Raw genomic sequence first — 18,792 nt, forward strand, 5'->3', positions numbered from 1 at the left:
TGTTCATGAGTGCGGGGTGAGGGATGCGCGATCGACTGTTGGCTGCGGAAAAGGTAAAGGCCATCGATTGGCGTGATGGCGCTCTCCATCTGCTGGATCAGCGTATTTTGCCGTTCGAGGAAACCTGGATTGCCTACACCAGCGCCGCTGGCGTGGCCGAGGCCATTCGCTCGATGGTGGTGCGCGGTGCTCCGGCGATTGGTATCAGTGCCGCTTATGGCATCGTACTGGCGGCCCGCGCCCGGATTGCCGAAGGTGGCGACTGGTACGCTGCGCTGGAAGAGGATTTCATGCTGTTGGCCGATTCCCGTCCTACCGCGGTCAACCTGTTCTGGGCGCTGGGGCGCATGCACGACCGGCTTGATCGCCTGAAGGACAATGCCGATCCGCTGGAGGTGCTGGAAGCCGAGGCCATCGCCATTCATGAAAGTGATCGCGAAGCCAACCTGACCATGGCCCAGCTGGGTGTGGACCTGATCCGCAAGCATCAGGGCAACGCCCAGGCGATCCTGACCCACTGCAACACCGGCGCTCTGGCCACGGGCGGCTTTGGCACGGCGCTGGGGGTGATTCGTGGTGCATTCATCGAGGGTATGGTCGAGCAGGTCTATGTCGACGAAACCCGCCCGTGGCTGCAGGGCTCGCGACTGACTGCGTGGGAGCTGGCCAATGAAGGCATTCCCGTGACCCTCAATGTCGATTCCGCCGCGGCGCATATCATGAAGACCAAAGGCCCTACCTGGGTCATCGTCGGCGCGGACCGGATCACCGCCAATGGCGACGTGGCCAACAAGATCGGCACCTATCAACTGGCCGTCAATGCCATGCACCACGGCGTGCGCTTCATGGTGGTGGCGCCGAGTTCAACCATTGACATGAACCTGGCCAGCGGCGATGACATTCCGATTGAAGAGCGTGATGGTCGCGAGCTACTGGAGGTCGGTGGCAAGCGCGTCGGGGCCGACGTCAATGCCTTTAACCCGGTGTTCGACGTGACGCCGGCGGACCTGATCGATGCGATCGTCACCGAAAAAGGCATCGTCGAGCGCCCGGATACGGCGAAGATGGCGCAGTTGATGTGCCGTAAGCGTCTGCATTGATAGTTTCTGGCGTCTGAAAGATAGCCATCGCGAGCAAGCTCGCTCCCACAGTGTTTGCGGTGCACACAAAACCTGTGGGAGCGAGCTTGCTCGCGATGAGGCCGTCAAACCCAATGAACCAACCCGAATCAGTCGCCAATTCTCCATTCAACACGGCTCTAAGCCCCTCTCGTCCCCTTCAAGCCTGTCACCGGTCAACTAACTACTCTCCATGCGCATCTGGGGGATAGGTGCGTGGCGGCTCTTGTGATAACATCCGGCGGTTTCCAGGGTTGCCCTAAGAGGCGACCCGTACTGCGCAGATCCATGGCATAACTCGTTGATTTGTCGTAAGTCGGTGCATGGCACTCAGCCTGTATCGGCGAGCTTCGTTCGTCCCATATGGATGTGACGAGGTTTCACCAGAAAAAGGAATCAGGCTTCTCATGGGCGAACTGGCCAAAGAAATCCTCCCGGTCAATATCGAAGACGAGCTGAAGCAGTCCTACCTCGACTACGCGATGAGCGTAATTGTCGGGCGGGCACTGCCGGATGCGCGCGATGGCTTGAAGCCCGTGCACCGGCGCGTGCTGTTCGCGATGAGCGAGCTGGGCAACGACTTCAACAAGCCGTACAAGAAATCTGCCCGTGTTGTCGGTGACGTGATCGGTAAGTATCACCCGCACGGTGATACCGCGGTGTACGACACCATCGTTCGGATGGCGCAGCCATTCTCCCTGCGCTACCTGCTGGTAGACGGCCAGGGCAACTTCGGTTCGGTGGACGGCGATAACGCCGCGGCCATGCGATACACCGAAGTGCGCATGACCAAGCTGGCGCACGAGCTGCTGGCTGACCTGCATAAAGAAACCGTGGACTGGGTGCCGAACTACGACGGCACCGAAATGATCCCGGCGGTCATGCCGACCCGTATTCCCAACCTGCTGGTCAACGGCTCCAGCGGTATCGCCGTGGGCATGGCGACCAACATTCCGCCGCACAACCTCGGTGAAGTCATCGACGGTTGCCTGGCGCTCATCGACAATCCCGAGCTGACTGTCGACGAGCTGATGCAATACATCCCCGGTCCGGACTTCCCGACCGCCGCGATCATCAACGGTCGCGCCGGCATCATCGAAGCCTACCGCACCGGTCGCGGGCGCATTTACATGCGCGCCCGCTCGATGATCGAAGACATCGACAAGGTCGGTGGCCGTCAGCAGATCGTCATCACCGAACTCCCTTACCAGCTGAACAAGGCGCGTCTGATCGAGAAGATCGCCGAGCTGGTAAAAGAGAAGAAGCTTGAAGGCATCACTGAACTGCGCGACGAGTCCGACAAGGACGGTATGCGCGTCGTGATCGAGTTGCGTCGCGGTGAAGTGCCTGAGGTCATCCTCAACAACCTCTACGCCCAGACCCAGCTGCAAGCGGTGTTCGGTATCAACATCGTCGCGCTGATCGACGGCCGTCCGCGGATCCTGAACCTCAAGGATCTGCTGGAGGCCTTTGTTCGTCACCGTCGCGAAGTCGTCACCCGTCGTACCGTGTTCGAACTGCGCAAGGCGCGCGAGCGTGGCCACATCCTTGAAGGTCAAGCGGTTGCCCTGTCGAACATCGACCCGGTCATCGCCCTGATCAAGGCGTCGCCAACGCCGTCGGAAGCCAAGGAAGCGCTGATCAGCACGCCTTGGGAATCCTCGGCCGTGGTGGCGATGGTTGAACGTGCCGGCGCCGATTCGTGCCGTCCGGAAAACCTCGATCCGCAATACGGTCTGCGCGACGGCAAGTACTTCCTGTCGCCAGAGCAGGCGCAAGCCATTCTGGAACTGCGTCTGCATCGCCTGACCGGTCTGGAACACGAAAAACTGCTGGCCGAGTATCAAGAGATCCTCAACCAGATCGGCGAGCTGATCCGCATCCTCAACAGCGCCACGCGCCTGATGGAAGTGATCCGCGAAGAGCTGGAAGTGATTCGCGCCGAGTACGGCGACGTACGTCGTACCGAAATCCTCGACGCTCGTCTCGATCTGACCCTGGGTGACATGATCCCGGAAGAAGAGCGCGTCGTGACCATTTCCCACGGTGGCTACGCCAAGACCCAGCCGCTGGCTGCGTACCAGGCCCAGCGTCGTGGCGGTAAAGGCAAGTCGGCAACCGGCGTCAAGGATGAGGACTACATCGCTCACCTGCTGGTTGCCAACAGCCACACCACGCTGCTGCTGTTCTCCAGCAAGGGCAAGGTGTACTGGCTGAAAACCTACGAAATCCCTGAAGCGTCCCGCGCTGCCCGTGGTCGTCCGCTGGTCAACCTGCTGCCGCTGGATGATGGTGAGTACATCACCACCATGCTGCCCGTCGAGGAATACACCGAAGGTCACTACATCTTCATGGCCACCGCCAACGGCACCGTGAAGAAGACCCCGCTGGAATCCTTCAGCCGTCAACGCAGTGTCGGCCTGATCGCGCTGGAGCTGGACGAAGGCGACGTGCTGATTTCCGCGGCCATCACCGATGGCGAGCGCGAAGTGATGCTGTTCTCCGATGGCGGCAAGGTTACCCGCTTCAAGGAATCCGACGTTCGCGCCATGGGCCGTACCGCCCGCGGTGTGCGCGGCATGCGTCTGCCGGAAGGCCAGAAGCTGATTTCCATGCTGATCCCGGAAGAAGGCAGCCAGATACTCACCGCTTCGGCGCGTGGCTACGGCAAGCGCACGGCGATCACCGAGTTCCCTGAGTACAAGCGTGGCGGTCAGGGCGTTATCGCCATGGTCAGCAACGAGCGTAACGGCCGTCTGGTCGGCGCGGTGCAGGTGCTCGACGGCGAGGAAATCATGCTGATTTCCGACCAGGGCACCCTGGTGCGCACCCGTGTCGACGAAGTGTCCAGCCTGGGTCGTAACACCCAGGGCGTGACCTTGATCAAACTGGCCAACGACGAAACACTGGTCGGGCTGGAGCGGGTTCAGGAGCCGTCGGAAGTCGAGGGCGAAGAGCTGGAAGGTGAAGAGGGTGAAGGGTTTGTCGGTGAGGTCGTGATTGACGACGTTGCCGAAGACCAGCAACTCGACGCCGCCGCTGACGAAGAACCACAGGAATAAGCGGGTAAGCAGGGGGCGGATGAAAATTCGCCCCCTTGTTGTTTGTCCGTAATGAAATATCGACACCACTGGAGATCCCTTGTGGGAGCGAGCCTGCTCGCGATGCATGCGCCGCGGTACGTCTGAAGTATCGCGGTGATGCAATCGCGAGCAGGCTCGCTCCCACAAATCTCTGTTTCAGCAGGGACCCGGTGTCGGCTGATAATGCGATTTACTGCGTGATACCACCAAATCAGAGCGAGATTGGATGTGAGCAAGAGAGCCTATAACTTCTGTGCCGGTCCTGCGGCGCTTCCCGAAGCTGTCCTGCAGCGCGCCCAGGGTGAACTCCTCGACTGGCACGGCAAGGGCCTGTCGGTCATGGAAATGAGCCATCGCAGCGATGAGTTCGTGTCCATTGCCACCAAGGCCGAGCAGGATCTGCGTGATCTGCTGAATATCCCCTCGAACTATAAAGTGCTGTTTCTGCAAGGTGGCGCCAGCCAGCAATTTGCTCAGATTCCTCTGAACCTGTTGCCGGAAAACGGCTCGGCCGACTATATCGACACCGGTATCTGGTCGCAGAAAGCCATCGAAGAAGCTTCGCGCTACGGCCACGTCAACGTTGCCGGCACCGCCAAGCCTTACGACTATTTCGCCATTCCCGGCCAGAACGAATGGAAGCTGTCGAAAGACGCGGCCTACGTCCACTACGCGCCGAACGAAACCATCGGCGGCCTGGAATTCCAATGGATTCCGGAAACCGGTGATGTACCGCTGGTCGCCGACATGTCCTCGGACATCCTGTCGCGTCCGGTGGATGTTTCGCGTTTCGGCATGATCTACGCTGGCGCCCAGAAAAACATCGGTCCGAGCGGCATCGTGGTGAGCATCGTTCGCGAAGACCTGCTGGGCCACGCCCGTTCCCTGTGCCCGACTATGCTCAACTACAAGGTCGCGGCCGATAACGGTTCGATGTACAACACCCCGCCGACCCTGGCCTGGTACCTGTCCGGCCTGGTGTTCGAGTGGCTGAAAGAGCAGGGCGGCGTCGAGGCCATCGGCAAGCTCAACGAAGTCAAGCAGCGCACGCTGTACAGCTTTATCGACGCCAGCGGCCTGTACAGCAACCCGATCAACAAGTCGGACCGCTCGTGGATGAACGTGCCGTTCCGCCTGGCGGACGATCGTCTGGACAAGCCGTTCCTGGCTGGTGCCGATGAGCGTGGCCTGTTGAACCTCAAGGGGCACCGTTCCGTGGGTGGCATGCGCGCCTCCATCTATAACGCCGTCGACATCAACGCCGTCAATGCGCTGATTTCGTACATGGCAGAGTTCGAGAAGGAACACGGCTAATGTCTGAGCAAGAACTCAAGGCACTGCGCCTGCGCATTGATGCCCTGGACGAAAAGGTCCTGGAGCTGATCAGTGAGCGTGCGCGCTGCGCCCAGGAAGTCGCGCGAGTAAAGATGGCCTCGCTGGCCGAAGGCGAAGTGCCGGTGTTCTATCGTCCTGAGCGCGAAGCTCAGGTGCTCAAGCGTGTCATGGAGCGTAACCAGGGGCCGCTGGGCAACGAAGAGATGGCGCGGTTGTTCCGCGAAATCATGTCTTCGTGCCTGGCACTCGAACAGCCGCTGAAAGTGGCTTATCTGGGCCCTGAAGGTACCTTCACCCAGGCGGCGGCCATGAAGCATTTCGGTCACGCCGTGATCAGCAAGCCGATGGCGGCGATCGACGAAGTGTTCCGTGAWGTGGCGGCCGGTGCGGTGAATTTTGGCGTGGTGCCGGTGGAAAACTCCACCGAAGGCGCGGTCAATCACACCCTCGACAGCTTCCTTGAGCACGACATGGTGATCTGCGGCGAAGTCGAACTGCGTATCCACCATCACCTGTTGGTCGGTGAAAACACCAAGACCGACAGCATCAGCCGGATCTACTCCCACGCCCAGTCCCTGGCCCAGTGCCGCAAGTGGCTGGACGCCCACTACCCGAATGTCGAGCGTGTGGCGGTGTCCAGCAACGCTGAAGCGGCCAAGCGGGTCAAGGGAGAGTGGAACTCGGCGGCGATTGCCGGCGACATGGCGGCCGGCCTGTACGGGCTGACCCATTTGGCCGAGAAGATCGAGGATCGCCCGGATAACTCCACGCGCTTCCTGATGATCGGTAATCAGGAAGTGCCGCCGACTGGCGACGACAAGACATCGATCATCGTTTCCATGAGCAACAAACCGGGTGCGTTGCACGAGTTGCTGGTGCCGTTCCACGACAATGGCATCGACCTGACGCGAATCGAGACTCGTCCGTCGCGCAGTGGCAAGTGGACCTACGTGTTCTTCATCGACTTCGTCGGCCACCACCGCGACCCGCTGGTCAAAAGTGTGCTGGAAAAGATCAGTCAGGAAGCGGTGGCACTCAAAGTGCTGGGTTCCTACCCGAAAGCAGTTCTCTAAGGGGCGGTAGCAAATGAGTGGCAATTTCCTCGCTCTGGCACAGCCGGGCGTGCAACAACTTTCGCCTTACGTTCCGGGCAAACCCGTGGACGAACTGGCTCGCGAGCTGGATCTCGATCCAGCCAGCATCGTCAAACTGGCGAGCAACGAAAACCCGCTGGGCCCCGGCCCCAAGGCGCTGGCGGCGATCCGCGATGCGCTGGCCGAGCTGACCCGCTATCCGGACGGCAACGGTTTTGCGCTCAAGACCCTGCTGGCCGAGCAGTGCCGAGTCGAGCTCAATCAAGTGACGCTGGGCAATGGTTCCAACGACATTCTTGAGCTGGTGGCGCGCGCCTATCTGGCGCCGGGCCTGAATGCCGTGTTCAGCGAGCATGCGTTCGCTGTCTATCCGATTGCCACTCAGGCAGTCGGCGCGCAGGCCAAGGTGGTTCCGGCCAAGGATTGGGGGCATGACCTGCCTGCCATGCTGGCAGCCATCGATGCCAATACCCGCGTGGTGTTCATCGCCAACCCGAACAATCCGACCGGGACCTGGTTCGATGCCGAGGCGCTGGACGAATTCCTGCAGGATGTTCCGGAGCATGTGCTGGTGGTGCTGGACGAGGCCTACATCGAGTACGCCGAAGGCAGTGATATGCCGGATGGTCTGGACTTCCTGGCGGCTTATCCGAACCTGTTGGTTTCCCGCACTTTCTCCAAGGCCTATGGGCTGGCGGCGCTACGCGTGGGTTATGGGTTGTCCACAGCGGTGGTCGCAGACGTGCTGAACCGTGTACGCCAACCATTCAACGTCAACAGCCTGGCCCTGGCCGCTGCTTGTGCGGCTTTGAAGGACGAGGAGTATCTGGCGCAAAGCCGTCAGTTGAACGAGTCCGGCATGCAGCAACTGGAAGCCGGATTCCGTGAGCTGGGGCTGAGCTGGATTGCGTCCAAAGGCAATTTCATCTGCGTCGATCTCGATCAAGTCGCGGCCCCGGTGTTCCAGGGCTTGCTTCGGGAGGGCGTGATCGTGCGCCCGGTGGCCAACTACGGCATGCCGAATCACCTGCGCATCACCATTGGCCTGCCGGCAGAGAACAGCCGCTTCCTTGAAGCGCTGACCAAGGTTCTGGCTCGTGGTTGATGTCACTGCACTGCAATCTGCTGAACCTATGATCGGTCGCCTGGTGGTGGTCGGCCTTGGATTGATCGGCGGTTCGTTTGCCAAGGGGTTGCGTGAGAGTGGCATATGCCGCGAAGTGGTCGGGGTCGATCTCGATCCGCAATCGCGCAAACTCGCGGTCGAATTGGGTGTGGTGGATCGCTGTGAGGAAGACCTGGGCGTTGCTTGTCAGGGCGCCGACGTCATTCAGCTGGCGGTGCCGATCCTGGCCATGGAGAAAGTGCTCGCGCGTCTGGCGGGCATGGATCTGGGCCAGGCGATCCTGACCGATGTCGGCAGTGCCAAGGGCAATGTGGTGCGTGCGGCCACCGAAGCCTTTGGCAGCATGCCGTCTTGCTTCGTGCCGGGGCACCCGATTGCCGGTTCCGAGCAGAGCGGGGTGGAAGCCTCCAACGCCGAATTGTTCCGTCGCCATAAAGTGATCCTGACGCCGCTGGCGCAAACCGATCCGGCAGCCCTGGCGGTAGTCGACCGTTTGTGGCGCGAATTGGGCGCCGATGTCGAGCACATGCAGGTTGAACGTCACGACGAAGTCTTGGCGGCGACCAGTCATCTGCCGCACTTGCTGGCGTTCGGCTTGGTCGATTCGTTGGCCAAGCGCAATGAAAATCTTGAGATCTTCCGTTACGCTGCGGGCGGTTTCCGCGATTTCACAAGAATCGCCGGAAGCGACCCGGTCATGTGGCACGACATCTTTCTCGCCAACCGCGAAGCTGTCCTGCGCACACTCGATACATTTCGCAGCGATCTCGACGCCTTGCGCGACGCGGTCGATGCAGGGGATGGGCACCAATTGTTGGGCGTTTTCACTCGCGCCCGGGTTGCTCGCGAGCATTTCAGTAAAATCCTGGCCCGCAGGGCCTATGTGGACGCTATGAATTCCAACGATCTGATTTTCCTGGCTCAACCTGGTGGCCGCCTGTCCGGTCGGATTCGCGTACCAGGTGACAAATCGATTTCCCACCGTTCGATCATGCTCGGCTCCCTGGCTGAAGGCGTCACCGAAGTCGAAGGCTTCCTCGAGGGCGAAGATGCCCTGGCGACCTTGCAGGCATTCCGTGACATGGGCGTGGTCATTGAAGGCCCACACCACGGACGCGTGACCATTCACGGCGTTGGCCTGCATGGCCTGAAGCCGGCGCCGGGCCCGATCTATCTGGGCAACTCCGGTACTTCGATGCGTCTGCTGTCCGGCCTGCTGGCCGCGCAGAACTTCGACAGCACCCTGACCGGCGACGCATCGCTGTCCAAGCGCCCGATGAATCGCGTGGCCAATCCGCTGCGTGAAATGGGCGCCGTGATCGAAACCGCCGCCGAGGGTCGTCCACCGATGACCATTCGTGGTGGCAACAAGCTCAAGGGCCTGACCTACACCATGCCGATGGCCAGTGCCCAGGTTAAGTCCTGCCTGCTGTTGGCCGGCCTGTATGCCGAAGGCAAGACCACGGTTACCGAGCCTGCTCCGACCCGCGACCATACCGAGCGCATGCTGCGCGGTTTCGGCTATCCGGTAACGGTCAACGGTGCTACCGCATCGGTCGAATCTGGCAGCAAACTGACCGCGACCCACATTGAAGTCCCGGGTGATATCTCGTCCTCGGCGTTCTTCCTGGTGGCGGCGTCGATCGCCGAGGGTTCGGAACTGGTACTCGAGCACGTCGGCATCAACCCGACCCGTACCGGTGTGATCGACATCCTGCGCCTGATGGGCGCCGATATCACCCTGGAAAACCAGCGTGAAGTGGGTGGCGAACCGGTGGCTGACTTGCGCGTGCGTGCAGCTAAACTCAAAGGTATCGAGATTCCCGAGGCGCTGGTTCCATTGGCCATTGACGAATTTCCGGTGCTCTTCGTCGCCGCTGCCTGTGCTGAAGGGCGCACCGTGTTGCGTGGTGCCGAAGAGCTGCGGGTCAAGGAGTCGGATCGCATCCAGGTCATGGCGGATGGTTTGCTGGCGCTGGGCGTCAAATGCGAGCCAACCCCGGATGGCATCATCATCGACGGCGGTCAGATCGGCGGCGGTGAAGTGCACGGCCATGGCGATCACCGTATCGCCATGGCGTTCAGCGTTGCTTCGCTACGCGCCAGTGCCCCGATCCGCATTCATGATTGCGCCAACGTCGCGACTTCGTTCCCGAATTTCCTGGCGCTGTGCGCACAGGTCGGTATTCGCGTGGCACAAGAGGCACAGTCGTGATCAGCATTGCACCGGTCATCACCATCGATGGGCCAAGCGGTTCGGGCAAGGGCACGGTCGCCGGGATTCTGGCCAAGCGCCTGGGCTGGAATCTGCTGGACTCCGGTGCGTTGTACCGATTGCTGGCCTTTGCCGCGCATAATCATGGTGTCGACCTGACCAATGAAGAGCTGCTGAAGAAACTCGCCGCTCATCTGGATGTGCAGTTCATCGCGGCGACGGACGGTCAGTTGCAACGCATCATTCTGGAAGGTGATGAAGTCAGCGATGTCATTCGCACCGAAAGCGTCGGTTCCGGCGCTTCCCAGGTGGCTGCGTTGCCTGCTGTACGCGAGGCGCTGTTGCAGCGCCAGCGAGCTTTTCAGGAAGCGCCGGGTCTTGTGGCGGATGGTCGCGACATGGGCACCGTGGTTTTTCCTGATGCGCCGCTGAAGATTTTTCTGACCGCCAGCGCCGAGGAGCGGGCACGCCGACGATATTTGCAGTTGAAGGGCAAAGTCGAGGGTGTTAGTCTGTCGAGTCTGCTAGATGAGATACGTGCGCGCGATGAGCGTGACACCCAGCGAGCGGTAGCCCCGCTCAAACCGGCGGCTGACGCCATACAGCTGGATTCCACGGAATTATCCATCGACCAGGTGCTGGAACGCATCATGAGCGAGATCGCCATTCGCGATATCGCCGGGTGACCAAGAAGGCCGCAGGGGACCAGTCATAGTCCTGCGGTGGCTTCTTTTAAATGAAACTAACCCACACCGTCTGGGGTGTGGAGATGGGCGTATTCTTCGCCCTCATCAACAGGAATTAAAATGAGCGAAAGCTTTGCGGAACTCTTTGAAGAAAGCCTAAAAACCCTGAACCTTCAGGCAGGCTCCATCATCACCGGTGTTATCGTTGATATCGATTACCAGGCTCGCTGGGTAACCGTTCACGCTGGCCTGAAGTCTGAAGCACTCATCCCGCTTGAGCAGTTCTACAACGACGCTGGCGAACTGAACATCAACGTCGGTGACGAAGTTCACGTTGCTCTGGACTCGGTTGAAGACGGCTTTGGTGAAACCAAGCTGTCCCGTGAAAAAGCCAAGCGCGCTGAATGCTGGATTGTTCTGGAAGCAGCCTTCGCAGCCGAAGAAGTGGTCAAGGGCGTTATCAACGGTAAGGTTAAAGGCGGCTTCACTGTCGACGTTAACGGCATCCGTGCGTTCCTGCCAGGTTCTCTGGTTGACGTCCGTCCAGTGCGCGACACCACGCACCTGGAAGGCAAAGAGCTGGAATTCAAGGTCATCAAGCTGGACCAGAAGCGCAACAACGTTGTCGTTTCCCGTCGCAGCGTCCTGGAAGCCGAGAACTCCGCCGAGCGCGAAGCTCTGCTGGAATCCCTGCAGGAAGGCCAACAAGTCAAAGGTATCGTCAAGAACCTCACCGATTACGGCGCATTCGTCGATCTGGGTGGCGTCGATGGCCTGCTGCACATTACCGACATGGCTTGGAAACGTATCAAGCATCCTTCCGAAATCGTCAACGTTGGCGACGAGATCGATGTCAAGGTTCTGAAGTACGATCGCGAGCGCAATCGTGTTTCCCTGGGCCTGAAGCAACTGGGCGAAGATCCATGGGTTGCTATCAAAGCCCGTTACCCGGAAAGCACTCGCGTTACCGCGCGTGTAACCAACCTGACCGACTACGGCTGCTTCGCTGAGCTGGAAGAAGGCGTTGAAGGTCTGGTACACGTTTCCGAAATGGACTGGACCAACAAGAACATCCACCCTTCGAAAGTCGTACAAGTCGGCGACGAAGTGGAAGTCATGGTTCTGGACATCGACGAAGAGCGTCGTCGTATCTCCCTGGGCATCAAGCAGTGCAAATCCAACCCATGGGAAGATTTCTCTGGCCAGTTCAACAAGGGCGATAAAATCTCCGGCACCATCAAGTCGATCACCGATTTCGGTATCTTCATTGGTCTGGACGGCGGCATCGACGGTCTGGTTCACCTGTCCGACATCTCCTGGAACGAAGTGGGCGAAGAAGCCGTTCGCCGCTTCAAGAAGGGCGACGAGCTGGACACCGTTATCCTGTCGGTTGACCCAGAGCGCGAGCGCATCTCCCTGGGTATCAAGCAACTGGAAAGCGATCCGTTCTCCGAGTACGTTCAAGAGAACGACAAAGGCGCCATCGTTAAAGGCATCGTGAAGGAAGTTGACGCTAAAGGCGCCATCATCACTCTGGCCGACGATATCGAAGCGACTCTGAAAGCCTCCGAAATCAGCCGTGACCGCGTTGAAGACGCGCGCAACGTTCTGAAAGAAGGCGAAGAAGTAGAAGCCAAGATCATCAGCGTTGACCGCAAGAGCCGTGTAATCCAGCTCTCGATCAAGTCGAAAGACGTTGAAGACGAGAAAGAAGCAATCCAGAGCCTGCGCGACAAGCCAGTAGCTACTGATGCTCCTGTGGCCACCACTCTGGGTGACCTGCTGCGTGCACAAATGGAAAAGCAGAACTAAGTTCTGACTTTCTGTAAAAAAGGGCGACTTCGGTCGCCCTTTTTTGTGCCTGGAGTTTGGTGAGTTTCGCTCGGCTGTAGCTGCTCGAGTCGTGAACCAAAGGTGCTGAAAAAATGTCTGATTGTTTAGTCGGATCAAGCGCTTATTTGCAGCTAGTCTTTAGCCTGAGACTAATGATCGCCCGGTAGGCTTTCTGGCAAAAGGACGTGAATGAACAAGCTAATTGTCGCAGTAGCAGTGCTGGCGCTAGCGGGTTGTACCACCAATGCCAAAACTCACGTAGTGCGCGGGGTTAGCGGCATAGAGGTCGATTGTTCGGGGCTCGGTTCGAGATGGGAGAGGTGTTACAAGCGCGCGGCCAAGGAGTGCAGAGGGGCGGGCTACAAAGTTGTAGCGAGATCTGACGACGTCAAGGAGGAGGAGGAAAGCTTCCTCTTTGGATTCAATCCGGCAGGGTTCCTGACGCGCACTATGTTGGTGATCTGTCGATGAGGTGGTAACCGCTCAGAGGTCTTCCGCCTTTCAGGAATCAAGCATTTTGGGGTTGGGGAATAGATGGCAAAACTCGGGCTGTTCAAAATCATGCCGGCGTGCTAAAACCTTTGAAGCGCTGATCTAGCTGCTTGAAAAAGAAGGGAAAAATATGACGAAGTCGGAGTTGATCGAACGAATTGTCACCCATCAAGGGCTGCTCTCATCCAAGGATGTGGAGCTGGCCATCAAGACCATGCTTGAGCAAATGTCCCAATGTCTGGCTACCRGGGATCGCATCGAGATCCGGGGGTTTGGCAGCTTCTCTCTGCACTACCGGGCGCCACGCGTAGGTCGTAACCCGAAAACTGGTCAGTCGGTCAGTCTCGACGGCAAATTTGTTCCGCATTTCAAGCCCGGGAAAGAGTTGAGGGATCGGGTTAATGAGGATGAGGACGAGGATGCAAAGCAGTAATCGATATTTGCGAGAGACTTTTCGATGAGTTATGTCAAGCGCATAGTTTTTTTTGTAATTGCACTGCTGATTGTATTTGCGACAGTCATTTTTGTGCTTGAAAATAAGCAATCTGTTTCACTGGTATTTCTTGGATGGTCGTCGCCGGAGCTTCCGCTAGCTGTATCGCTAATTTTTGTGTTGCTGAGCGGTATGGCAATAGGGCATCTTTTAGCTTTTATTTTTGCGCAAAAGAAGAAAACGCACCCTAGAATTCGTTAAAATACGAGCTTGGAACATGAAAAGCAACATCATAAATGCATACTAGAAAAGGCTGGCCAGAATGACGAATGACCCATCGACCAAGCCCGGGTCGGATGAGATAGATTTTTTTGAGTTGATGAGATCCCTTTGGGCTCAAAAAGTAATGATACTGTGCACTACTTTAGTTGTTGTTTTGGGTGCAACAGCTTATGCGTTTATCAGTAAGCCAGTTTATGAGGCTCGTGTATATTTGCTGCCACCAACTTTTAATGGGATCGCCGATTTTAACTATGGTCGAACCAAAGAGTTGGAGCTTACACCTTATACAGTAAAGGATGTGTTTGATGTTTTTACTCGCAACTTGCAAAGTGAAGCGTTGCGTCGCGCGTTCTTTCTAGAGGTGTATTTACCATCGCTTTCTGAAACGACTCGAAAAGAGTCACAGGATTTATTGTATTCAAAGTTTTTAAAGAAACTGACTGTAGGCTTGCCCTCCAAGGAACAACCAGATCGATACTCGATTTCGGTCCAGGATAATGATCCTACGCGCGCAACCGAGTGGGTGAAAACCTTCGCAACAAATGCAGGTATAGCCTCTAAAAATGAGATGATTACCAACGTTACGCGGGAAGCAGAAGTTCGCGCACGTAATATTGGTCAGCAAATCAGTATCTTGCGACAGACTGAAAGTGGGGTACGGAGTGATTCGATTAGTCGACTACAAGAAGCGTTGAGGGTTGCGCAGTCGATTGGCCTTGAAGAGCCTCCTATCATTTCTGGTAATGTCGCCGCCGAAGTCAATGCAACGATGGATGGCCAGTTGACGTACATGCGAGGCACCAAGGCGCTGAGTGCAGAAATAAAAAATTTGCAGGAGAGAAAAAGTAACGATCCCTTCATAAAAAATCTTCGTATGCTTGAAATCAAAAAGTTCTTCTATGAAGACTTGCAGATTGATCCCTCCAGCGTTTCTGTTTATCGGCAAGATGGATCTATTGAGATACCTGATGACCCCATCAAGCCAAAGAAAATGCTGTGCATAGGGTTGGGAATGATTGGAGGGATGCTCCTGGGGTTGCTGTTTGGTTTGGTTCGTTATTTGTGGGGGCGGCGTAGAGCGCTTTCTTGAGGTTTCTCTAAGAAAAATGCTGGATAATCGGCGCTTGCGTTGATTCTTCGGCGGCATTATGCGAAATCAGGTTAGTGAATGTACAATCAGTCAGTGGTTTTCGACTGGATAGTTACCGGCTGTCGGTACAATCACTCCTCTCTCGGTTGTGAGCAGGAGACACAGGGCTTAGCTTGAATACCTTAAAGCAAGCTTGTGACCGGTAATAGTAGAAATAATATTTAGCACTACAAATTCAATTGGTACATCAAGAATGGCCTATCTAACCGACGAAGAACTTCAAGAATTGGGTTTCAAGAGTCTTGGCAAGCAGGTGAAAATCAGCGACAAGGCGTGCATTTACAATGCGGACAAAATCGAGATAGGTGATTTTTCCAGGATTGACGATTTTTGTGTGATCTCGGGAAGCGTAAAAATTGGTCGGTACAATCACATCACGCCAATGTGTCTCGTCGCCGGAGGTATTCCTGGTATCGTCATGGACGATTTTTGTACATTGGCATATGGCGTAAAAGTCTTTTCGCAATCGGACGATTATAGCGGCGAGACATTGACCAACTCTCTCGTCCCGAAAAAATTCAAGAACGAGAAATTTTCCGCTGTTCGACTCGGCAGACATGTCATTGTGGGAGCGGGGTCGGTTATTTTCCCGGGTGTTGAGATATCAGAAGGTTGTTCTATAGGCTCAATGGCATTAGTCACCAGGTCGACTGAGGCATGGGGGATATATGCCGGCGTGCCAGCGAAGCTTATAAAACAACGCAAAAAAGATTTGCTGAAACTCGAAGTCGAATTTTTAAGTGAGCAAAAAAATGATCCCATTTAACAAGCCCCCATATACTGGTAATGAAGATCAGTACGTTCTCCGTGCCATGCGCAGTGGTAAAATGTCGGGAGATGGTGAGTTCACTGCTTTGTGCCATCAGTGGTTTGAGAAAACGTTGGGCTGCGCCAAGGCGCTATTGACGCCTTCCTGTACTCAGGCATTGGAAATGGCCGCAATTCTCATCGATATTCAGCCTGGTGATGAAGTCATCATGCCAAGCTATACCTTTGTTAGTACGGCAAACGCCTTTGTACTGCGAGGGGCGAAAATCGTGTTTGTCGACATTCGCCCAGACACAATGAACATTGATGAAACCCTGATTGAGGGTGCTATTACATCTCGGACCAAGGCGATCGTGCCTGTGCATTATGCAGGCGTCGCTTGCGAGATGGATACAATAATGGATATTGCCAAGCGCAATGGTTTGTTTGTAATAGAGGACGCTGCTCAGGGAATGATGTCCACCTACAAGGGGCGTCAACTGGGTTCTATTGGTCACATGGCTGCCTTTAGTTTCCACGAAACAAAAAACTTTACAAGTGGTGGTGAAGGAGGGTTGTTGATTATTAATGATGCTCGTTTCGTTGCCCGCGCAGAAATAATCCGGGAAAAAGGGACAAATCGGAGTCAGTTCTTTCGAGGGATGATTGATAAATATACATGGGTAGATGTAGGAAGCAGTTATCTTCCTGGTGAGCTGCAGGCGGCTTATTTGTATGGTCAGTTAGAGCGTTGTGAATATATCAATTCTGCACGTCTTGCCCTATGGGCAAAGTACCATGAGCATTTTAAAGCTTATGAAAATAAGGGAGTTGTTGATCTCCCTGTGATACCGGACGGCTGTGTTGCGAATGCCCATATGTATTATATCAAGGTGAAGGATATTGATGTCCGCACAGCGGTGCTGAGTAAACTAAAAGACGCTGGTATTGGTGCTGTATTTCATTATATTCCTTTGCATTCGGCACCTGCTGGAAAAAAGCTTGGTGTATTTTCCGGTGATGATAAGTTTACCACCCGTGAAAGTGAGCGCCTTATTCGCTTGCCTCTCTGGTTAGGTATGAATACTGATGAGGAAAATGAGGTCAAGAGCCAAGTAACTGCAGCGATTATGTCCTGTGTCGCGTAACGAGTGCAGCGACAAGCTTCAGTATCGGAAAGCTGTTTCCAGCGCCGTATTGACGACTCTTGCCCAGGCTTCAAAAATAGTTGTTGGCTTTCTGATTCTAAAGCTAATCGCTCTATATTTGGGGCCGGACGGGCTGGGGAAGCTTGGCCATTTTATGAGCCTGACTTCGATACTCGCTCTGCTGGCTGGCGGAGGTATCACTCATGGCGTTATAAAGTATTCTGCTGAATACAGAAATGACAAGTTTAATCTCTATAGGCTTTTGAGTACTGCCTCGGCTTTTGCATTTGTCTTTTCTGTTTTTTTTGCTTTGTTGTTTTTGCTTTTTTCTCATTCGATATCAGTGTTCATACTTGGGGATGGTAGTCTTGCCTGGGTTATATCATTGTTGTCGATTTTTCAGTTTGTGCTAGCTTTTAATATGCTGTTCTCTTCTGTCGCAAATGGACTTGCTGATGTTAAGTCGTTTGCATTTTCTCAGATAGTTGGGAACTTGATCTCGTTACCGTTTGCCTGGTTTCTGATATTAAAATTTGGGTTGCCGGGTGCGGCGATAGCGATTATATCGATCTTGGCAATGGCGGTATTTCCAAGTATTTATTTATATCTGAGGTCCTCGCTACGTTTCAGGTTTAGACGTAGGGAAATAGATTCGCTTTTACTTAAAAAGTTAGGCTGGTTCAGTTTGATGTTGTGCGTGAGCGCGATCGCATTTCCCGTTGTCGAGATTTATATTCGACAAAATCTAATTAGTAATTCCGGTTATACCCAGGCGGGAATTTGGCAAGGTCTAATTAGGCTCTCTAGTGCATATTTGGGGTTTTTTAGTGTCTTTTTGGCATCCTATTTCATGCCGATGATATCTCGGATTAATAATAAAAAAGAAATAGAGCAGCTTACCCATAAGTTTGTAGTTTTTGTCATGGCTGTTTTCGCAGTCGGCGGCGGGACGCTTTATTTTGGGCGGGATTTTTTTGTTCCCTTGCTGCTCTCTAAAGAGTTCGAGGAATTAAATGAATATTTACTCTACCAGCTGATTGGTGATTTTTTCAAGGCGTCTAACTATGTCATTGGTTTTGTTGCAGTTGCAAGAGCGGCAACTCGTATTTATATAGTTTCAGAAGTTTTTCAAGCTGGTTTATTTGTATCTCTAAGCTTGTTGGTGGGGCAGTTTATTGTTGGCGCAGAAGGTGTCACGGTTGCGTATATGATGTCCTATATCATGTGTTTCCTTGTAAGTATTCTTGCGTTGAAGTTTTGGGTGCGTAACTGATGTCTTTTGAGTTTGTTTGGCCTATTTACGCTGTGTTCATATTTTTGACCATTTCCGGTGGTACGGAAATGCTGATTAAACAAGGGTGGGTCAAGCAGCTTGCAGTTTTTTCATCGGCTATAGCTCTCGTGATATTAGCGGCATTACGGAGTTTGGGTGTAGGTAGCGATGATGTTGCCTACGCGCAAATGTTCACGAACATTCCGTTTTTTTTTGGGTGTGATGAGTTTTTATGCGGATATAGCTACTCACAGTTCAATGTGGAGCTCGGGTTTTTTACCCTGCTGTCTATGTTGCGCGGTTTTGGTAGCGAGCCTCTCGTGCTTTTCAGTGTGGTTGCATTAGCCTCTGTAGCGCTGAACGTCAGGGCGATAAGGTTTTTTTCTCCCCATGTCGGCGCCGCGATCCTTGTATATTTTTGTCATTTTTATCTTAATAAAGAACTAAATGCCATTCGTCTTGGTTTAGCCTCCGCGCTTCTTTTTTGGGCCGCGACGTTTGTTCCTGTGCGGAAGATCGGTATATTCATGCTTCTGGTGATCTGTGCCGCATTTGTGCATGTGTCATCATTGTTGATTCTATTGCCGTTCGCTATTTATCAACTTCGACCAGGTCGCAGTGTGTACGCGGCCGTCGCACTTTTTCTCCTGGCTTTTACGGCATTTTTTGATATACAAACACTTTTTTCATATTTGATTAATTTTGGGTTTATAGGTGAGAAAATAAATCTGTATCTCAATGCGGATATTTATAACTACCCGTTACCCTTGTTCAGTG

General features: G+C 54.8%; 16 protein-coding genes. All 16 read left to right on the forward strand.

Features of this window, described 5'->3' with window-relative positions; all coding sequences use genetic code 11:
• The first annotated feature begins 23 nt into the window (after positions 1-23).
• Positions 24-1,100: an S-methyl-5-thioribose-1-phosphate isomerase gene (gene mtnA, locus AC1DU9_RS18270; protein ID WP_223462464.1), complete on the forward strand. Its 1,077-nt coding sequence runs from the start codon at positions 24-26 to the stop codon at positions 1,098-1,100.
• A gap of 425 nt (positions 1,101-1,525) precedes the next feature.
• A complete protein-coding gene (gene gyrA, locus AC1DU9_RS18275; protein ID WP_056727165.1) occupies positions 1,526-4,180 on the forward strand; it encodes a DNA gyrase subunit A in 2,655 nt (884 codons plus the stop codon).
• A 249-nt stretch (positions 4,181-4,429) separates the two neighbouring features.
• Entirely contained in the window at positions 4,430-5,515 is a 1,086-nt protein-coding gene (gene serC, locus AC1DU9_RS18280; protein WP_223462465.1) for a 3-phosphoserine/phosphohydroxythreonine transaminase, read from the forward strand.
• Positions 5,515-6,609: a prephenate dehydratase gene (gene pheA / locus AC1DU9_RS18285; RefSeq protein WP_477810580.1), complete on the forward strand. Its 1,095-nt coding sequence runs from the start codon at positions 5,515-5,517 to the stop codon at positions 6,607-6,609. The genes serC and pheA overlap by 1 nt, the downstream gene beginning before the upstream one ends.
• 13 nt (positions 6,610-6,622) lie before the next feature.
• Positions 6,623-7,735, forward strand: coding sequence for a histidinol-phosphate transaminase (hisC, locus tag AC1DU9_RS18290; RefSeq protein WP_223462467.1), 1,113 nt, complete (start codon positions 6,623-6,625; stop codon positions 7,733-7,735).
• A 28-nt stretch (positions 7,736-7,763) separates the two neighbouring features.
• On the forward strand, positions 7,764-9,971 hold the full coding sequence (locus AC1DU9_RS18295) for a bifunctional prephenate dehydrogenase/3-phosphoshikimate 1-carboxyvinyltransferase (protein ID WP_263289828.1): 2,208 nt from the start codon (positions 7,764-7,766) through the stop codon (positions 9,969-9,971).
• Positions 9,968-10,657, forward strand: coding sequence for a (d)CMP kinase (cmk, locus tag AC1DU9_RS18300; RefSeq protein WP_008049002.1), 690 nt, complete (start codon positions 9,968-9,970; stop codon positions 10,655-10,657). The genes AC1DU9_RS18295 and cmk overlap by 4 nt, the downstream gene beginning before the upstream one ends.
• Before the next feature lie 120 nt (positions 10,658-10,777).
• Positions 10,778-12,469, forward strand: a complete 1,692-nt coding sequence (gene rpsA / locus AC1DU9_RS18305; RefSeq protein WP_007973639.1) for a 30S ribosomal protein S1 — start codon at positions 10,778-10,780, stop codon at positions 12,467-12,469.
• A gap of 210 nt (positions 12,470-12,679) precedes the next feature.
• Positions 12,680-12,961 (forward strand): hypothetical protein, encoded by a 282-nt coding sequence (locus AC1DU9_RS18310; RefSeq protein ID WP_223462469.1) that lies wholly within the window; start codon positions 12,680-12,682, stop codon positions 12,959-12,961.
• 151 nt (positions 12,962-13,112) lie between these two features.
• A complete protein-coding gene (gene ihfB / locus AC1DU9_RS18315; protein ID WP_477810581.1) occupies positions 13,113-13,415 on the forward strand; it encodes an integration host factor subunit beta in 303 nt (100 codons plus the stop codon).
• Positions 13,416-13,439: 24 nt separating this feature from the next.
• Positions 13,440-13,676 (forward strand): lipopolysaccharide assembly protein LapA domain-containing protein, encoded by a 237-nt coding sequence (locus tag AC1DU9_RS18320; RefSeq protein WP_223462471.1) that lies wholly within the window; start codon positions 13,440-13,442, stop codon positions 13,674-13,676.
• Between the two features lie 61 nt (positions 13,677-13,737).
• Complete coding sequence (locus AC1DU9_RS18325; protein ID WP_223462472.1) at positions 13,738-14,787, forward strand: LPS O-antigen chain length determinant protein WzzB; 1,050 nt, start codon at positions 13,738-13,740, stop codon at positions 14,785-14,787.
• A gap of 253 nt (positions 14,788-15,040) precedes the next feature.
• Entirely contained in the window at positions 15,041-15,613 is a 573-nt protein-coding gene (locus AC1DU9_RS18330; RefSeq protein ID WP_223462473.1) for an acyltransferase, read from the forward strand.
• Positions 15,600-16,742 (forward strand): dTDP-4-amino-4,6-dideoxygalactose transaminase, encoded by a 1,143-nt coding sequence (gene rffA / locus AC1DU9_RS18335; protein WP_223462474.1) that lies wholly within the window; start codon positions 15,600-15,602, stop codon positions 16,740-16,742. Before AC1DU9_RS18330 ends, rffA begins: the two co-directional genes overlap by 14 nt.
• Positions 16,732-18,015: an O-antigen translocase gene (locus AC1DU9_RS18340; RefSeq protein ID WP_477786805.1), complete on the forward strand. Its 1,284-nt coding sequence runs from the start codon at positions 16,732-16,734 to the stop codon at positions 18,013-18,015. The genes rffA and AC1DU9_RS18340 overlap by 11 nt, the downstream gene beginning before the upstream one ends.
• 68 nt (positions 18,016-18,083) lie before the next feature.
• On the forward strand, positions 18,084-18,792 hold a 709-nt coding region (locus AC1DU9_RS18345), incomplete at its 3' end, for an EpsG family protein (protein ID WP_477810582.1).

The sequence above is a fragment of the Pseudomonas sp. P4_C1 genome (assembly GCF_056402155.1).